Origin of the sequence: Streptococcus sp. C150, from assembly GCF_000187445.1 — a bacterium.
GTDB classification, from domain to species: domain Bacteria; phylum Bacillota; class Bacilli; order Lactobacillales; family Streptococcaceae; genus Streptococcus; species Streptococcus raffinosi.
The window spans coordinates 331,918-348,667 of sequence record NZ_GL698449.1; the positions used below are offsets into that span (position 1 = coordinate 331,918).

The following is a 16,750-nucleotide window of genomic DNA, read 5'->3' on the forward strand; positions in this document are numbered from 1 at the left end:
CAATGTGTTTATTTCTACAATTACGAATTAACCTTCCATAAAAAAGAGATACTGTCAATTTTACCATCCCGTTACGGAGAAAAAATGAGCAAATTTATTTCAAAACAATCAGTCGCTATCTGGTATGCACTGACCGCCCTCTTTGCTACATATATAGTAGGGCAAGTTATCCTATGGTGTTTCCCAGACAGGAGTAGTCTGGGTGCCTCACTACTGTTTATCCTAATGAACGTAATTCCCCTGATTATGGCGGCTGTATTTTCTCTTGTGTTGAGTGAAGTCAAATCCTTGGGTGAATTCTTCAAAAAGGTCTTTCTTCAAAAAGAAAGTCCTCTGTCCTGGATTCTAGCTCTCTTCATTCCAGTCATCTACTATGGAATCTCATTCTTTCTCAGGAATGTTAGCTTTACTGGTAACACCCTCTTGGCCTTCTTACTATATTTTCCCTGGACCTTTTTATATGGGGGGCTGGAAGAAGTAGGTTGGCGTTGGTTTTTACAAGAACATCTTTACTTTAGTAAGCACTTTATAACTAAAATGATGGTTCTTTCCATTGTCTGGTTCCTCTGGCATATCCCTATCTATCAACTCCCTTGGATTACAGCAGGTTCCTCCAACTATCTTATTTTTTACCTGATGATTTTAGGAAATACTTTTCTATTTGGAGCTCTCAAAGAGTACTCGAAAGGAGCTGTTCCTTGTATCCTTGCCCATATGCTGATCGATAGTTTGGCTGTCCTTATGCTGGTTCAGAGCTCTCTTACTCAGATTATCCTTCTGGTTATTTTCGAAATCCTACTAGCCTCTTGGCTGGTGGCGGTACGAAAATCATAGAAATAGAGTTGAACCTCCCACTGAATTTCGGTGGGAGTTTTTCTTTCCTATCTGTTGATATAATGACACAGTTTCATTTTTAGGAGGTGACTCGTTTGGTCAAGGATACATTTCATCATCAAAAGGCTGAAAAAGAAGGAGAAGAGTTGCGTAAACTCATGACAGGCATCTTTGAAGAAAAGATGAACAAACACAAGATTAAATAATGTGGTATCAAAAGAGGTATAAGTCTTCAAACTTATACCTCTTTCATATCTTTACTTCTTACTTAATTTGGATAGACTAATGGCAACCATTGCCGCACACAGGAAAAATGCAGCTAGTAACCCTTTTGTAGTGGGAGTCATAAAAGGCTTATCAAAGACAAAATAGTTATATACAGAAAATCCCAACCCAATAAGAGTCACCATAATGGATACCGCAAAGAGCATCACCCATAGTTTTCTTTGATCCATCGTCAACCTCCTACTTGTATTCGCTTTCTTTACGCTTATAGTATAGCATAAAAATGAAGAACTCTTAGCTAAATCCAGAAAGATTGTAGCTAAGGGTTTTCATATTATTTTTTCAATATAAGGGTATCGTTAGGATCGTGGCCATCATCTTCAATAGTTAGCTGATTCCCATCAAGTTTATAGTATTTGATATCATCCCCAATCGTTAGACTTTGATTGTCAGGGTTGACTGTTACAGACTTGCTTTCCTTCTCGCCCTCTGCTTCGTCCTCCTCCCAAGTCCCAGTATTTTCAGAGATGGTAAGAGTAATACGATCATTTTCATCAGTTCCCTTATAGGTGCCATCTAGCCCTTCAGTCTGTTTGGTAGCTTCAGAACTTTGTGAAGATGAAACCTTACTTGAACTTTGTTGGGTGCTTGCAGAGCTTTCAGGTGTTTGAGCCTTCTGGTTTGAGCAGGCTGCTAAAAGACCAAGAACTGCCATAGAGGCAAGAGAAAGTGTGAGTTTTTTAGACAATGTCATAGGCTTGTCTCCTTTCTTTGATAACTCAAGTATAGGAAACGTTTTCAAACGAACCAAGCAAAATCTCCTTTCTGAAAATGTTTGGACTATTTTTGAAAGTTAAACCGATACGGATTAGGAGGATGGTCTATGCTCCCCATTTAAACTATGCTATACTGTTAAGAAAGCAATAAAGGAAGGTCTCTAATGACAACAAGCAATCCCCGCCGCCAGTGCGAGCGACTTTGGGCAGCAAATAAATATCTGGTGCTCAGCCATTCCAACAAGATTTACCTAGAAATCCGTACCTATCTAAAGCAAGATGAGGTTCGTTTGGATCAGGTTCAGGCCTACATTGATCAAGCCCTGGACCTTCCTGAAAATCCAGGTCAGGTCGTTAATGCCTTCCAACATATCTGGGGCTATTTTAAGAAAAAAGCAACTGCCAGTGAGAAGGAGATGTTTATGGCCCAATTGGATAGCTATGCGGCAGGTCGTATTTCCCAGCTCCATTTGGTGACATCCGTCAGAGAGCTCCTCACAAAGTACCCTAATCGCTATCTTGAGGAGTCAACTCTGATTAATGGAGGTAGCAAATGAGACTATGGCATCAAGATCTGATTTCAAAACTACCCCGTCAGCAATTATTAGGGCAACACCGAGAATGTTGTGCCCTTCGTGGCAAGGGATGGCAACGTAAACATGCTACGGTCAATTATGTTTTTGACTATTCACCGTATCGCTTGTTTAAATACCATGAGCTCATTATGCAAGAAATGACAGAACGGGGCTATCGTGTCAGCTCCGAGTGGTTTGAAAAAGAGTATCGAGGAAAACAACTGCCAGCCTACGACAGGCTTGAAGAGGAAAAATTACCGCCTATTATTTATCCAAAGCATAATGCTGTCTATTTACAGGAATGTCTGGATAATCTGAAGCAAAAAGGCATCATCATTTAAAGGAGAAGAGAGATGGATTTATTTTATTGGTTAACGGTTCTTAGGAAGAAATCAGAAGGTCTAGTCATGCGTATTTCGACAGCAGATGAGGTGAACTACGATACGATTGCAGGCCCAAGTGAAAGTGACATCTGGGATGCTCTTGTGCAACTTCCTGTATCCTACGAAAGCCTTTATTTCACCTATGGCGGTAAAGAGTCCCCTCGTTTCATCTTTGTAGAGTACGAGAATGGCCAGTATCGCTTAGAGCACGACACAGAAGACTTAGACACTGATATGACTAATGTGGCTCGTGTGTCTCAAGACCTGGCTAGAGATATAATCTACCATTTTGCTAAGGAGCATACCGTCGAGATTGATGAGCATTGGGAGCAAGAGAAGGTAAGGTAGTCTGATGGCATACCTTACTCTAGAAAGCAGACGCAGACGACGAAAAGCCTTGTGGCTAATCATTGAAATCATTTGCCTCGTTCATGTTGCAATCATTGTCCCTCGCGACCGGGTATTTACTCCCGAAAAATGGGCCCATACCCCAGATTCCATGCGTCGCAAGTTGATGTGGAGTTTTCAACGCCAGTATCAACTTGAAGGAATGGCGCGAAAAGAAGTGGAGAAGCTTTTGGGCCAGGGGGATGATGTTCAAGGAAGTGTTGAGTACAAGCTTGCCGACGATTGGATTGGTGGCTGGCGTGTTTACCATATCGAGTATAAGCAGGACCGTGTGATTCGTGCCAAAGAAACCTGGCAAGACTGGTAAGAAAGAGCTCTTTCTTACCCTAAAAGTAGTATAATCAAGGTGCAAGGTATCTATTTTTAAAGGTCAAAGTTGTCTTTTGCCTCGAAAAGGAGAACAAAGTCATGAACTTGTTTATGTCTAAACTGGTGAACGGTATTTTGGAACTGATCATCGTCTCTTTCATTCCTTTTATGACTTGGTTGATTTGGAGGAGGAAAAAGGTCGGCTTCTTTGACTGGATTGGTTTAAAGAAGGTTCAGACAAAAAATATCAGTCAGCTACTCCAAATTATCTTAGGTATGGCCCTAGTTTTCCTTCTTTTTTCGGTAGTGCTTTTTAGTTGGTTTGACCCTAGCAAAACAGCTACAGCAGATTTTTCTGGAAAGGGAATCGGAGCTCTCCCTGCCATCCTAGCTTACGCTATCTTAGGCACTGCCTTACCAGAAGAAATCTTTTTTAGAGGTTTTCTTTTGAAAAGATTGCAAGGAAAACTAGGATTTCTAGGAGCAAATCTCATCCAGTCATTATTATTTGGTCTGATTCATGCGCTTATGTTTATCCAACTAATAGGCTTCTTAAAATCTGTAATGATTTTTGCCTTTATCAGTCTCATAGCTTACGTCTTTGGTGCTATCAATGAGAAAAAAGCAGGTGGCTCTATTCTTCCAAGTGTCTTTATCCACGCTTTTGCAAATACTGCTGCAGGTCTCTGATTAGCGATATCACTCCTTTAGAGGAGTAGGGATGAGCCTATGAGAGCAGATGATTATCTGATACTGCTCATCACTTTTATTTCTCTTAGACTGTGAAGACTAGCTTGAGCATTAAGAAAATATGAGAGAATTTCCAGTTCTTACTCGCTTTTTTCCCCTTATTACAGTACAATAGACCTCAAAAGTGAAAATTTGAAACGAGGTATTTCCTATGTGGAAATGGTTTAAACGACTCATTGTCCTCGTCATTGTGCTCTTTATTGCAGTGGCGGCCCTTCTCATTCCGGACAAGATTGACAGTCAAGACCAATTAAAAAATGTATCAACACAAACGACTTTAGCTGACCTAGCTAAAGCAGGTATTGGAGGGGCGTCCCTATCATCAGGCGGTCTTTCTACCGAAATTAATCTCGATAGTAACCAACTGCGTCAGGTGCTTAAAGCAAGCCTTTCGGATTCTAAGGACGAGACACTACAAAATAGCACCGTAGATATGGGAGATTCCTATCTGACAGTCAAGGTACCGGTTTCCATTGGCCCAGTCGGATCAACATTTAGCCTTGATTTTACAGTTAGTACTAACAAGGAAGTCATCCTACTAGACTTAGCAGGTGCTCACATAGGTCGCCTTCCAGTCCCTAAATCACTGGTTCTACCTTACCTCAAGAAGAGCATCGCTCAATCTAATAGTGGTATTCGCATGGTTAACGATCAGATTCAGCTTAAACTCCCTGACATCGGCTACGAGATTGACCAAGCCTCAGTTGCTAACGGTAAGATGAAAGTCAAACTCAACATTCCAATTTCCTTGCCAACCAGTTGGTAATTTACAACCATTTGTTCAAAAATGAAACCCAAGACCAAGTCCAAGCTGACTTGGTTTTTTGCATGCGCAAAGATGTCAAAGGGAATAGTACTTGTATTCTCCCTAGGTTTCGGAATGAAATGAATACAGTTTTTTAGCTAAAAATGAAATTGATTTGGCTTTTTAAAACATAGATTATAGCGTTTACAAATACAGTTGTAATTTTTCAGATATTATTGTAAAATTTTAGAAAAAAGCATAAGGAGAATACTAAATGAGTGATTTAGTTTTAGGACTTGATATCGGTATAGGTTCTGTTGGTGTAGGTATCCTTAATAAAGTTACAGGAGAAATTATCCATAAAAATTCCCGCATTTTTCCAGCTGCTCAAGCTGAGAATAATCTAGAACGTAGAACGAATCGTCAAGGAAGACGATTAACACGACGTAAAAAACATCGTAGAGTTCGTTTAAATCATTTATTTGAGGAGAGTGGCTTAATCACAGATTTCACCAAGGTCTCAATTAACCTTAACCCGTATCAATTACGAGTTAAGGGGTTGACTGCTGAATTATCAAATGAAGAATTGTTCATCGCTCTTAAAAATATGGTGAAGCACCGTGGGATTAGTTATCTGGATGATGCCAGTGATGACGGAAATTCATCAGTAGGAGACTATGCACAAATTGTTAAGGAAAACAGTAAACAATTAGAGACAAAAACGCCGGGTCAGATTCAATTAGAACGCTACCAAAAATATGGTCAATTACGTGGTGATTTTACAGTGGAGGAGGATGGAAGAAAACATCGCTTAATTAATGTCTTTCCAACATCAGCTTATCATGCAGAAGCACTGCGAATACTGCAAACACAGCAAGAATTTAATCCACAGATTACAGATGAATTTATTAATAGCTATCTCGAAATATTAACTGGAAAACGTAAATATTATCACGGACCTGGAAATGAAAAGTCACGGACTGATTATGGAAAGTATACTACTAAGAAAGATGCTCAAGGTCAGTACATAACCTTAAATAATATTTTTGGAATCTTAATTGGGAAATGTACATTTTATCCGGAAGAGTATAGAGCAGCAAAAGCATCTTACACGGCTCAAGAATTCAATTTGCTAAATGATTTGAACAATTTGACAGTCCCAACAGAAACCAAGAAGTTGAGTGAAGAACAGAAATATCAAATCATTACCTATGTCAAAAATGAAAAGGCAATGGGTCCAGCGAAACTCTTTAAATATATCGCTAAGCTACTTTCTTGTGATGTTGCAGATATCAAGGGATACCGTATCGACAAATCAGATAAGGCTGAGATCCATACTTTTGAAGCCTATCGAAAAATGAAGACACTTGAAACCCTTGATGTTAAGAAAATGGCAAGAGAGGAACTTGATAAGTTAGCTTATGTCTTAACATTAAACACTGAGAGGGAAGGTATCCAAGAAGCCTTAGATCATGAGTTTGCTGATGGTACTTTTAGTCAGGAACAAGTTGACGAATTGGTGCAATTCCGCAAAGCAAATAGTTCCATTTTTGGAAAAGGCTGGCATAGTTTTTCTGTTAAGCTGATGATGGAGTTAATCCCAGAATTATATGCGACGTCAGAAGAACAAATGACTATCTTGACACGACTAGGAAAACAAAAAACAACTTCGTCTTCAAATAAAACAAAATACATTGATGAAAAACAACTAACGGAAGAAATCTACAATCCTGTTGTTGCTAAGTCTGTTCGTCAAGCTATTAAAATTGTAAATGCAGCAATTAAAAAATATGGAGACTTTGATAATATTGTCATCGAAATGGCTCGAGAAACGAATGAAGATGACGAAAAGAAAGCTATTCAAAAGATTCAAAAAGCTAATAAGGCTGAAAAGGATGCAGCAATGCGTAAGGCTGCCAACCAATATAATGGAAAGGCTGAATTACCACATAGCGTTTTCCATGGTCATAAGCAATTAGCGACTAAAATCCGCCTTTGGCATCAGCAAGGAGAACGTTGCCTTTATACTGGTAAGACGATTTCAATCCATGATTTGATAAATAATCCTAATCAGTTTGAAATAGATCATATTTTACCTCTTTCTATCACCTTTGATGATAGCCTTGCTAATAAGGTTTTGGTTTATGCAACAGCTAACCAAGAAAAAGGACAACGAACACCTTATCAGGCTTTAGATAGTATGGATGACGCATGGTCTTTCCGTGAATTAAAAGCTTTTGTACGTGAATCAAAAGCACTTTCAAACAAGAAAAAAGAATACCTTCTTACAGAAGAGGATATTTCAAAATTTGATGTTCGAAAGAAATTTATTGAACGCAACCTTGTGGATACAAGATACGCTTCAAGAGTTGTTCTCAATGCCCTTCAAGAACACTTTAGAACTCACAAGATTGATACAAAAGTTTCCGTGGTTCGTGGGCAATTCACATCTCAATTGAGACGCCATTGGGGAATTGAGAAGACTCGTGATACCTATCATCACCATGCTGTCGATGCATTGATTATTGCTGCTTCAAGTCAGTTGAATTTGTGGAAGAAACAAAAGAATACCCTTGTAAGTTATTCAGAAGATCAACTACTTGATATTGAAACAGGTGAACTTATTAGTGACGATGAGTACAAGGAATCGGTATTCAAAGCCCCTTATCAACATTTTGTTGATACATTGAAGAGTAAAGAATTTGAAGACAGTATCTTATTCTCATATCAAGTGGATTCTAAGTTTAATCGAAAGATTTCTGATGCAACAATTTACGCAACAAGAAAAGCGAAATTAGATAAAGAGAAAAAAGAGTACACTTATACTTTGGGGAAAATAAAAGATATCTATGCTTTAGGGACAAAAACTCCTTCTAAAACGGGATTTTATAAGTTTTTAGATTTATACAAAAAGGATAAATCCCAATTCTTAATGTATCAGAAGGATAGAAGAACTTGGGATGAAGTAATAGAGAAGATATTGGAACAATATCGACCATTTAAAGAAAAGGACAAAAATGGAAAAGAGGTTGATTTTAATCCTTTTGAAAAATATAGAATTGAAAATGGACCTATTCGCAAGTATAGTCGAAAAGGCAATGGCCCAGAAATCAAGAGTCTTAAATACTACGATAATCTCCTAGGAAGATTTGTTGATATAACTCCCTCAGAAAGTAAAAATCCTGTAGCTTTACTATCTTTGAATCCTTGGAGAACAGATGTATACTACAATACAGAAACAAGAAAATATGAATTCTTAGGATTAAAGTATGCAGATTTGTGTTTCGAAAAAGGAGGTTCTTACGGTATTTCAAAAGTTAAGTATAATAAAATAAGAGAGAAAGAAGGAATTGGTAAGAATTCAGAATTTAAGTTTACACTGTATAAGAATGATTTAATTTTAATTAAGGATACTGAAACAAATCGTCAACAAATCTTTAGATTTTGGTCTCGTACTGGAAAGGATAATCCAAAAAGTTTTGAAAAGCATAAATTAGAATTAAAACCTTATGAAAAAACAAGATTCGAGAAAGGAGAAGAACTTAAGGTATTAGGAAAGGTACCTCCTTCTTCTAATCGATTGCAAAAGAATATGCAGATAGAAAATCTTTCTATTTACAAAGTAAGAACAGATGTCCTAGGAAATCAGCATATCATCAAAAATGAGGGTGATAAGCCTAAGCTAGATTTTTAATATTGATTGTTAAAAAGTGTTGCAATTATAGTTATCATATACTATAATAATCGTGTAAGGGACGCCTTACACAGTTACTTAAATCTTGCAGAAGCTACAAAGATAAGGCTTCATGCCGAAATCAACACCCTGTCATTTTATGGCAGGGTGTTTTCGTTATTTAAAAAGGAGAAGAAATGACTTGGAGAGTTGTACATGTCAGTCAAAGTGAGAAGATGCGCTTAAAACTTGATAACTTGTTAGTGCAAAAGATGGGCCAAGAGTTTACGGTGCCACTTAGTGATATTTCAATAATAGTTGCTGAAGGTGGGGATACAGTTGTTACCCTTCGTCTATTAAGTGCCCTGAGTAAATATAATATTGCTTTAGTTGTTTGTGATAACGAACATTTACCAACAGGGATTTACCACTCTCAAAATGGGCACTTTAGAGCTTATAAGCGCTTGAAAGAACAGATGGACTGGTCTCAGAAGCAAAAGGATAAGGCATGGCAGATTGTGACTTACTATAAAATCAATAACCAAGAGGACGTCCTAGCTATGTTTGAAAAAAGTCTGGATAACATTAGACTACTTTCAGACTATAAAGAACAGATAGAACCTGGTGATAGAACCAATAGAGAGGGACATGCTGCTAAGGTCTACTTTAATGAACTCTTTGGTAAACAATTTGTCAGAGTAACCCAGCAAGAAGCTGATGTCATCAATGCCGGCTTAAACTATGGCTATGCTATCATGAGGGCTCAGATGGCTAGAATAGTAGCGGGTTATGGTTTAAATGGTCTACTAGGAATCTTCCATAAAAATGAATACAATCAGTTTAATTTGGTTGATGACTTGATGGAGCCATTTAGACAGATTGTAGATGTTTGGGTTTATGATAATCTACGAGATCAAGAATTCCTTAAGTATGAGTATAGGTTGGGATTGACAGATTTACTCAATGCTAAAATCAAATATGGCAAAGAGACATGCTCAGTGACAGTTGCTATGGACAAATATGTTAAAGGATTTATCAAATACATTTCGGAAAAGGATAGTAGTAAATTCTACTGTCCAGTGATATCAAGTTTAGAGTGGAGAAAATAAGATGAGGTATGAAGCGTTGAGATTATTATGTTTTTTTGATTTGCCAATGGAATCCAAGGATGAAAAAAGAGTTTATCGTAATTTTCGTAAAGAATTAATTTCAAATGGATTTGAAATGTTACAATTTTCGGTCTATTATCGCACTTGTCCTAATAGAAGCTTTGCAAATAAATTTTATAAGAAGTTAAAGATGAGCAATCTACCTGCTGGAAATGTGAGACTTTTGGCGGTTACTGAAAAGCAATTTTCAGAAATGACATTAATCATAGGTGGCAAAACTAAGCAAGAAGAAATCGTCAGTGATAATAAGTTGGTGGTTATATGAAATTTTTTGTACAACATCCTTACAAAGAACGTATTGAATTGAATATTGGTGCAGTAACACAAATTGTTGGTCAGAATAAAGAACTCAAATATTATATTTGGCAGATTTTGAGCTGGTATTTTGGTGGAAAAAAATACTCAAGTGAGGACTTAAGTATTTTTGATTATGAGGAGCCTACTATACTTGATGAGACTGGAGAAATAGTGAAACGAAGTAGTTATCACTATATCGACATTTCAAGTTTTAAGGATTTACTGGAGCAGATGGAATACAAGAAAGGAACACTTGCTCAGGGTTATCTTAGTAAAATTGTCAATCAGGTTGATATTGTAGACCATTTGGAGAAAATTAATGAACAAGTTGAGCTTATAGAAGGAGCGATGAATCAGCATATAAACTTAAACTGTGGTAAGGTGGAATACCATTTAGAGAATCGTCCTCTGACACTAGACCAACTAATTTCAAAAAATTTTAGTCCATTTTTTGCCATTAAGAACAAGAATTTATCTTTTGAATGGGTCACAAATACCGATAAACTATCCCTCTTTTTAGAAATGTTAGACCGTCTTCTGTCACAAACAACAGAGAAATATCTTATTGTGCTAAAAAATATTGATAGCTTTATCTCAGAGGAATCTTATGATGGTTTTTTTAAGCAAATTGGTCAGCTAGTCAAAAAATATCCAAACCTGACCTTTGTTTTGTTTCCTAGTGACCAAGGCTATTTAAAGATTGATGAGGAAAATAGTAGGTTCGTCAATATTTTATCTGATCAGGTAGAACATCTGTATGATATTGAGTTTATGTATGAAAGGGTAAAGAAACATTATCCAAGTAATAATTTTCCAACGAGAGATGATTTTAGGATGTCCTTGGAGACTGTGACGCCTTATTTATTGGCAAAAATGCTGAGACAACTTAGTCTCTCACTTGTTGATTCAGTAATTTTGAATATCTTAAATCAGTTGTTTCATTTTAATTACCGTATAAGATATTCTCAAACATCTGATGAGGAGCTATTACATAAATTTTTAGAAAATAAGAATTGACAAGGACAGTGATTGATTTTATAATCACTATGTGGGTATAAAAACATCAAAATTTCATTTGAGGTTTTTGTACTCTCAAGATTTAAGTAACTGTACAACTTTGACCTTCTGTAATGTCTTTAGGCTTATGTTTTTGTACTCTCAAGATTTAAGTAACTGTACAACTGGATAAGAAAATGAAGCTCAAAAAAGCGAGTTTTTGTACTCTCAAGATTTAAGTAACTGTACAACCCACTTCAAACATGGCTAGTCAGCTCAAGAGTTTTTGTACTCTCAAGATTTAAGTAACTGTACAACAAGATTCTTAGACATGTTGTCGAGTCTGTCGTTTTTGTACTCTCAAGATTTAAGTAACTGTACAACTCATCAACACCACTTATGACGAGTTTATGTGTTTTTGTACTCTCAAGATTTAAGTAACTGTACAACAGCAAGAGCGTGCTCAACGTATCAGCGAGTGTTTTTGTACTCTCAAGATTTAAGTAACTGTACAACAGGAAGTAGTACCAACAGGCAAATACTACAGTTTTTGTACTCTCAAGATTTAAGTAACTGTACAACCTCTTTCTGACCTTGACTGTTAAGAATGTCGTTTTTGTACTCTCAAGATTTAAGTAACTGTACAACCAATCCTCTGGGATTGATTCTGGATAGAGTGTTTTTGTACTCTCAAGATTTAAGTAACTGTACAACTCATCAATACGACGTATGATGAGTTCATGTGTTTTTGTACTCTCAAGATTTAAGTAACTGTACAACTGGAGCAAGATGGTGTCAATTATCGAGATTGTTTTTGTACTCTCAAGATTTAAGTAACTGTACAACGTCAACATGCACCAGCTTGGCTATGAGGTAGTTTTTGTACTCTCAAGATTTAAGTAACTGTACAGTTTGATTCAACTTAAAAAGCCAGTTCAACTGAACTTGGCTTTTTAAAATACGCGATAAACATAAGGATTGTCGGGCTGACTGACCTCTTTAACCTCAGTCAGGTTAAGGATAGGAAGGGTCTGTTTGAGATTTTTATAGTAATTCACAGAAATGGTACCTGTGACTGTTACCCAGGCATTATCCTTAAAGGTTTGATTGCTTCCGGTCGTTGCCAATCCGTAAACGCCTGAGTCGGCGATACAGTGGATGATACCGAAACGGAAGATAAACTGATAGCCCTTGGTTTGTGGGTCATTGTAGACAAAGCCTGTATAGTTGACCTTCTTACCTACGAAATCGTCAGGATAGAGGTAGATGAGCTCCATGACTTCCATGTAATTTTCCGTGGTAATGTGGATGGTCTCACGTCCCTTATACTTGGCGAGTTCCTTGGTCATTTCTTTCTCATAAGCTGAGGAGGTGAAGTAGGAACTGGTGTCAGGCTTCAAGTACTGAATGGTCGTTCCCTCTTGGTCGGCCTGATTAGGATTACTTCCTGCCGCCAGTGGAAAATGATAGCCTTTTGCTGAGACAGTAGTTGCATCCAGTGTTACGGTTGGCACCAAAAGGCCAGTGAGGACTGGAAAGGCCAAGAAGGCGATACTGGCTACCTTAGCTACTCGGCCAGACAGATGCGAGTGAACCTTCATCTGCTTCATCCAAACAATGAGTTGAACCACCGCAAGTATAAAGGAAAGAATCATAGAAATGTAAGCCAAGTAGGAGTAGTGGATATTAATGTACTGGTTAAGCTTGCCAGAAACTTGCAGGTACATGACCAGCTCAAAATACCCAGACAAGATAAGAAAACGTAACATTAAATCACCCCCAATACCAAACAGTAAATCACTGTCACCAGACCCGCTGTTCCCACAAAGAGTCCAACAAAGCGTGTCTTAAACTGGTGTTTCATCATTATGAGGTTCTTTATGTCAACCATAGGCCCGATAATGAGGAAGGCCACCGTTGGAGCCACTCCAAAACTAGAGAGTAGCGAAGCTCCGATAAAGGCATCCGCTTCCGAACAAAGCGAGAGGATAAAGGCTAAAAGCATCATGATGAGGATGGCCGTCACCGAATTGTGCCCGATGCTTGTTAGGATGCGGGTTGGTAGGTAGGTCTGCATACTTGCGGCCACCAGGCTCCCGAAAATCAGGTAACGCCCAGTGTCGAAAAATTCATCCACCGCATGAACCAAGGCCTGAAAGATTTTCTTACCAGCTGACAAGCCACTATAATCATGAACATGATTGACCTTGCGATTATCCTTGAGAATCTGGTCATCCACCACGAAGCCAAGCAAGATCCCCAAAATCATGGCGACCAAGAAAGCTCCGATAAAGCGTAAAAGGACGTAGTACCAAGAGTTCCCAAAGGCCGTGTAGGTCGCAAAGAGAACGACTGGATTAATGATAGGAGCCGTTGCCATAAACGGAATGGCCGTATAACTAGGCACTTTTTTCTCTAGAAAGCGCGTGATAATAGGAACAATCCCACATTCACATGAGGGAAAGATGAAACCAACCAGAGTCCCAAAGAGAATTGCCAAGACCTTGTTTTCGGGTAAGAAGTTTTGGACCTTCTCAGGCGTCACAAAGATTTCGATAAAGCCTGATAGGATACTTCCCAACAAGACAAAGGGCAAGGCTTCAATAATAATAGATAGAAAAACTGCCAGAAGCTGCAAAACGCTATCTGGTAGTTGATGGAAAATAGCCATAAATTCTATTTCTTCTTATCTTCTTGAAGACGTTTGTCCTTCTTAGGATCCGTTCCCGCCTTTTCAAAATCAGGGATAGCCGCAAAAGATGCCATCATGCTTTCAAGTTCATTTGTTTTTTTCTGAATAACTGCCATAAAAAGCCTCCGAGTTTAAATAAGATACTAAGGGCGTTATTTCTAAGAGAAAATTAGGGCATCAGACGAAGAAGCTCTGCTTCTAGGAAGATGCATCTATTTTCCGCAAGAAATAGCCCTAACAATATGTTTACCCTTCTATTATACTACCTCTTGCTTAAAAATTCTCGCTTCAGCTACAAGGTTTTCTCCCCAAGCAAATCTCCTATCGTGGTATAATAGAGTTTATGGAAAATCGTATTTTTGAAACATTGGCTCAGGAATTGGGCCTGAAAAAACAACAAGTTGAAACCGTTTTGGAATTGACTGCAGAAGGCAATACCATTCCCTTTATTGCCCGTTACCGTAAGGAAAAAACAGGCAATCTTGATGAAACGCAAATCAAGGCCATTATTGATATGGACAAGTCTTTGACGGCTCTTTTGGACCGCAAGGAAACGGTTCTGGCCAAGATTGAGGCTCAGGGCAAATTGACCGACCAACTCAGAGCAGCCATCGAAGCCGCTGAAAAATTGGCGGATGTGGAAGAACTCTACCTTCCCTATAAAGAAAAACGCCGTACCAAGGCAACCATTGCCCGTGAAGCAGGTCTTTTTCCGTTGGCTCGTCTTATCTTGCAAAATAGTCCCAACCTCCAAGCTGAAGCTGAAAAGCTAACATCTGAGGCCTTTCCAACGGCTGACAAGGCACTTGTGGGTGCTGTGGATATTTTAGTTGAGGCCTTTTCTGAGGACAATAGTCTTCGTTCTTGGACCTACAATGAAATCTGGAAAAATAGTGACATCACATCGACCCTCAAGGATCAATCTCTGGATGAAAAAGAAATCTTCAAGATTTACTACGATTTCGAGGATAAGGTGTCTAAGCTCCAAGGTTACCGTACTTTGGCCCTTAACCGTGGTGAAAAACTGGTCGTTATCAAGGTAGCCTTTAAGCATAATCTTGAGAAAATGCACCGTTTCTACAGTGCCCGTTTCAAACAAAAAAATGATTATATCGAGGAAGTCATCAACCAATCTCTCAAGAAGAAAATCATTCCAGCCATGGAGCGCCGTATCCGTAGTGAGTTGACTGAAGCCGCAGAAGATGGAGCTATTAATCTCTTCTCTGACAATCTTCGAAACCTTCTTCTAGTGTCACCACTGAAAGGCAAGATGGTGCTTGGTTTTGACCCAGCCTTCCGTACAGGAGCTAAGTTGGCCGTGGTTGACCAAACAGGAAAACTCATTACGACGCAAGTTATTTATCCAGTAGCTCCAGCTAGTCAGGCTAAGATTGCCCAAGCTAAGAAAGACTTGGCTGACCTCATTAAAAAGCATGCCATTGAGATTATTGCTATCGGTAATGGAACAGCCAGCCGAGAAAGTGAAGCCTTTGTGGCAGAAGTCCTCAAGGATTTCCCAGAGACTTCTTATGTTATTGTCAATGAAAGTGGTGCTTCTGTCTATTCTGCGTCAGAGTTGGCCCGTCATGAGTTTCCAGATTTGACGGTTGAAAAACGTTCGGCCATTTCTATCGCCCGTCGTCTCCAAGACCCATTGGCTGAGCTGGTTAAGATTGACCCTAAATCAATTGGAGTAGGCCAATACCAGCATGATGTTAGTCAGAAGAAACTCTCTGAAAATCTTGATTTCGTCGTTGATACCGTGGTTAACCAAGTCGGTGTTAATGTCAATACGGCAAGTAGTACCCTCTTGTCACACGTCTCAGGACTTAACAAGACCATCTCTGAAAATATCGTCGCCTACCGTGAGGAAAATGGTGCGATTACATCCCGTGCTGAAATCAAAAAGGTCCCACGTCTTGGTGCTAAAGCATTTGAACAGGCAGCCGGCTTCCTTCGTATTCCAAACGCTAAAAATATCTTGGATAATACGGGAGTCCACCCAGAGTCTTATCCAGCAGTGAAAGCCCTCTTTAAGCAGTTGGATATCACAAATTTGGACGACTCTGCCAAGGCAAAATTGAAGGCCCTCACTCTTAAAGAAACAGCAGAAGAGCTAGGGCTTGGTCAGGAAACCCTTAAAGATATCATTGCTGACCTTTTGAAACCAGGTCGTGACCTCCGTGACGATTTTGAAGCACCGGTGCTTCGTCAAGATGTTCTTGAACTCAAAGACTTGTCTGTGGGACAAAAACTCGAAGGAACAGTGCGTAATGTCGTGGATTTTGGTGCCTTTGTGGATATCGGTGTCCATGAGGATGGCCTTATCCACATTTCTGAGATGAGCAAGAACTTTGTTAACCATCCAAGTCAAGTCGTTTCTGTCGGAGACTTGGTTACTGTCTGGGTGTCAAAAATTGATCTGGAACATGAAAAGCTTAATCTTTCCTTGGTGAATCCACGTGAATCTAACTGATTATGTCAAGACCGTTTCTATTGAAGATTTCGGCTGGGAATTTAAGCATCAGGCCTTGTGGAACAAGCGCCTCCAGACTACTGGAGGGCGATTTTTTCCCAAGGATGGCCACTTAGATTTCAACTCAAAACTTTATGAGGAACACGGCCTTGAAACCTTTCGAAAAATCGTTCGTCACGAACTCTGTCATTACCACCTTTATTTTCAAAAGAAGGGCTACAAGCATGGAGATAGAGATTTTAAGGAGTTACTAGCTAAGGTTGATGGCCTTAGATATGCACCCAAGATGCAAGGTCAGAATGAAACATATTATGTCTATCAGTGTCAATCTTGTGGTCATACTTACCGTCGCAAACGCCGTGTCAATACACAGAAATTTGGCTGCGGTCTATGCCGAGGTAGGCTCATTTTTCTAAATCAGTCCTAGGGCTGATTTTTTTAG

Annotated in this window: 18 protein-coding genes and 1 CRISPR repeat array; of the genes, 13 read left to right on the forward strand and 5 right to left on the reverse strand. The window is 38.9% G+C overall.

Features of this window, described 5'->3' with window-relative positions; genetic code table 11:
• The first annotated feature begins 84 nt into the window (after positions 1-84).
• Positions 85-834, forward strand: a complete 750-nt coding sequence (locus HMPREF0848_RS01620; RefSeq protein ID WP_037608771.1) for a CPBP family glutamic-type intramembrane protease — start codon at positions 85-87, stop codon at positions 832-834.
• Between the two features lie 257 nt (positions 835-1,091).
• Here the strand turns inward: HMPREF0848_RS01620 and HMPREF0848_RS01625 are convergent, their stop codons facing one another.
• A complete protein-coding gene (locus tag HMPREF0848_RS01625) occupies positions 1,092-1,289 on the reverse strand; it encodes a hypothetical protein (protein ID WP_008534194.1) in 198 nt (65 codons plus the stop codon).
• Between the two features lie 104 nt (positions 1,290-1,393).
• Complete coding sequence (locus HMPREF0848_RS01630) at positions 1,394-1,813, reverse strand: SP_0198 family lipoprotein (protein ID WP_037608772.1); 420 nt, start codon at positions 1,811-1,813, stop codon at positions 1,394-1,396.
• Positions 1,814-1,999: 186 nt separating this feature from the next.
• Here HMPREF0848_RS01630 and HMPREF0848_RS01635 point away from each other — a divergent pair, with 186 nt between their 5' ends.
• The 10 genes from HMPREF0848_RS01635 to csn2-St all read left to right on the forward strand — a co-directional run bounded on the left by HMPREF0848_RS01635 (position 2,000) and on the right by csn2-St (position 11,161).
• A complete protein-coding gene (locus tag HMPREF0848_RS01635; protein WP_008534196.1) occupies positions 2,000-2,392 on the forward strand; it encodes a YbgA family protein in 393 nt (130 codons plus the stop codon).
• A complete protein-coding gene (locus HMPREF0848_RS01640) occupies positions 2,389-2,751 on the forward strand; it encodes a TIGR02328 family protein (RefSeq protein ID WP_008534197.1) in 363 nt (120 codons plus the stop codon). The genes HMPREF0848_RS01635 and HMPREF0848_RS01640 overlap by 4 nt, the downstream gene beginning before the upstream one ends.
• Positions 2,752-2,763: 12 nt before the next feature.
• Positions 2,764-3,141 carry a hypothetical protein gene (locus tag HMPREF0848_RS01645; protein WP_008534199.1) on the forward strand — a complete coding sequence of 126 codons (378 nt, stop codon included), beginning with the start codon at positions 2,764-2,766 and terminating at the stop codon, positions 3,139-3,141.
• A 4-nt stretch (positions 3,142-3,145) separates the two neighbouring features.
• The gene (locus HMPREF0848_RS01650; RefSeq protein ID WP_008534201.1) at positions 3,146-3,508 is read left to right on the forward strand and encodes a hypothetical protein; all 363 of its coding nucleotides are present in this window, start codon (positions 3,146-3,148) and stop codon (positions 3,506-3,508) included.
• Between the two features lie 101 nt (positions 3,509-3,609).
• Positions 3,610-4,200 carry a CPBP family intramembrane glutamic endopeptidase gene (locus tag HMPREF0848_RS01655; RefSeq protein WP_008534202.1) on the forward strand — a complete coding sequence of 197 codons (591 nt, stop codon included), beginning with the start codon at positions 3,610-3,612 and terminating at the stop codon, positions 4,198-4,200.
• A 211-nt stretch (positions 4,201-4,411) separates the two neighbouring features.
• On the forward strand, positions 4,412-5,026 hold the full coding sequence (locus HMPREF0848_RS01660) for a hypothetical protein (RefSeq protein ID WP_008534203.1): 615 nt from the start codon (positions 4,412-4,414) through the stop codon (positions 5,024-5,026).
• A gap of 253 nt (positions 5,027-5,279) precedes the next feature.
• The gene (gene cas9, locus HMPREF0848_RS01665) at positions 5,280-8,699 is read left to right on the forward strand and encodes a type II CRISPR RNA-guided endonuclease Cas9 (RefSeq protein WP_008534204.1); all 3,420 of its coding nucleotides are present in this window, start codon (positions 5,280-5,282) and stop codon (positions 8,697-8,699) included.
• Positions 8,700-8,875: 176 nt separating this feature from the next.
• A complete protein-coding gene (gene cas1, locus HMPREF0848_RS01670; protein ID WP_008534205.1) occupies positions 8,876-9,787 on the forward strand; it encodes a type II CRISPR-associated endonuclease Cas1 in 912 nt (303 codons plus the stop codon).
• 1 nt (position 9,788) lies between these two features.
• Complete coding sequence (gene cas2, locus HMPREF0848_RS01675; RefSeq protein WP_002888953.1) at positions 9,789-10,112, forward strand: CRISPR-associated endonuclease Cas2; 324 nt, start codon at positions 9,789-9,791, stop codon at positions 10,110-10,112.
• A complete protein-coding gene (gene csn2-St / locus HMPREF0848_RS01680; protein WP_008534206.1) occupies positions 10,109-11,161 on the forward strand; it encodes a CRISPR-associated protein Csn2-St in 1,053 nt (350 codons plus the stop codon). The genes cas2 and csn2-St overlap by 4 nt, the downstream gene beginning before the upstream one ends.
• 63 nt (positions 11,162-11,224) lie before the next feature.
• A CRISPR array of direct repeats spans positions 11,225-12,052; the repeat unit is 36 nt; unit sequence GTTTTTGTACTCTCAAGATTTAAGTAACTGTACAAC.
• A gap of 41 nt (positions 12,053-12,093) precedes the next feature.
• On the opposite strand, the gene HMPREF0848_RS01685 is transcribed toward csn2-St, so the two are convergent.
• From HMPREF0848_RS01685 to HMPREF0848_RS10900, 3 genes are read right to left on the reverse strand one after another with little or no spacing between them, the layout of a single operon-like run.
• Complete coding sequence (locus tag HMPREF0848_RS01685; protein WP_008534208.1) at positions 12,094-12,909, reverse strand: TIGR03943 family putative permease subunit; 816 nt, start codon at positions 12,907-12,909, stop codon at positions 12,094-12,096.
• Complete coding sequence (locus tag HMPREF0848_RS01690; protein WP_008534209.1) at positions 12,909-13,811, reverse strand: permease; 903 nt, start codon at positions 13,809-13,811, stop codon at positions 12,909-12,911. The genes HMPREF0848_RS01685 and HMPREF0848_RS01690 overlap by 1 nt, the downstream gene beginning before the upstream one ends.
• 5 nt (positions 13,812-13,816) lie before the next feature.
• On the reverse strand, positions 13,817-13,948 hold the full coding sequence (locus HMPREF0848_RS10900; RefSeq protein ID WP_002885949.1) for an SPJ_0845 family protein: 132 nt from the start codon (positions 13,946-13,948) through the stop codon (positions 13,817-13,819).
• 227 nt (positions 13,949-14,175) lie between these two features.
• On the opposite strand from HMPREF0848_RS10900, the gene HMPREF0848_RS01695 reads away from it, so the two are divergent.
• The gene (locus HMPREF0848_RS01695; RefSeq protein WP_008534210.1) at positions 14,176-16,308 is read left to right on the forward strand and encodes a Tex family protein; all 2,133 of its coding nucleotides are present in this window, start codon (positions 14,176-14,178) and stop codon (positions 16,306-16,308) included.
• Positions 16,295-16,735 carry a SprT family protein gene (locus HMPREF0848_RS01700; protein WP_008534212.1) on the forward strand — a complete coding sequence of 147 codons (441 nt, stop codon included), beginning with the start codon at positions 16,295-16,297 and terminating at the stop codon, positions 16,733-16,735. Before HMPREF0848_RS01695 ends, HMPREF0848_RS01700 begins: the two co-directional genes overlap by 14 nt.
• Positions 16,736-16,750 lie beyond the last annotated feature (15 nt).

Coding starts and splice junctions, on each gene's coding strand:
- HMPREF0848_RS01620 (WP_037608771.1), top strand. CDS start 85: ATGAGCAAATTTATTTCAAAACAATCAGTCGCTATCTGGTATGCACTG.
- HMPREF0848_RS01625 (WP_008534194.1), bottom strand. CDS start 1,289: ATGGATCAAAGAAAACTATGGGTGATGCTCTTTGCGGTATCCATTATG.
- HMPREF0848_RS01630 (WP_037608772.1), bottom strand. CDS start 1,813: ATGACATTGTCTAAAAAACTCACACTTTCTCTTGCCTCTATGGCAGTT.
- HMPREF0848_RS01635 (WP_008534196.1), top strand. CDS start 2,000: ATGACAACAAGCAATCCCCGCCGCCAGTGCGAGCGACTTTGGGCAGCA.
- HMPREF0848_RS01640 (WP_008534197.1), top strand. CDS start 2,389: ATGAGACTATGGCATCAAGATCTGATTTCAAAACTACCCCGTCAGCAA.
- HMPREF0848_RS01645 (WP_008534199.1), top strand. CDS start 2,764: ATGGATTTATTTTATTGGTTAACGGTTCTTAGGAAGAAATCAGAAGGT.
- HMPREF0848_RS01650 (WP_008534201.1), top strand. CDS start 3,146: ATGGCATACCTTACTCTAGAAAGCAGACGCAGACGACGAAAAGCCTTG.
- HMPREF0848_RS01655 (WP_008534202.1), top strand. CDS start 3,610: ATGAACTTGTTTATGTCTAAACTGGTGAACGGTATTTTGGAACTGATC.
- HMPREF0848_RS01660 (WP_008534203.1), top strand. CDS start 4,412: ATGTGGAAATGGTTTAAACGACTCATTGTCCTCGTCATTGTGCTCTTT.
- cas9 (WP_008534204.1), top strand. CDS start 5,280: ATGAGTGATTTAGTTTTAGGACTTGATATCGGTATAGGTTCTGTTGGT.
- cas1 (WP_008534205.1), top strand. CDS start 8,876: ATGACTTGGAGAGTTGTACATGTCAGTCAAAGTGAGAAGATGCGCTTA.
- cas2 (WP_002888953.1), top strand. CDS start 9,789: ATGAGGTATGAAGCGTTGAGATTATTATGTTTTTTTGATTTGCCAATG.
- csn2-St (WP_008534206.1), top strand. CDS start 10,109: ATGAAATTTTTTGTACAACATCCTTACAAAGAACGTATTGAATTGAAT.
- HMPREF0848_RS01685 (WP_008534208.1), bottom strand. CDS start 12,909: ATGTTACGTTTTCTTATCTTGTCTGGGTATTTTGAGCTGGTCATGTAC.
- HMPREF0848_RS01690 (WP_008534209.1), bottom strand. CDS start 13,811: ATGGCTATTTTCCATCAACTACCAGATAGCGTTTTGCAGCTTCTGGCA.
- HMPREF0848_RS10900 (WP_002885949.1), bottom strand. CDS start 13,948: ATGGCAGTTATTCAGAAAAAAACAAATGAACTTGAAAGCATGATGGCA.
- HMPREF0848_RS01695 (WP_008534210.1), top strand. CDS start 14,176: ATGGAAAATCGTATTTTTGAAACATTGGCTCAGGAATTGGGCCTGAAA.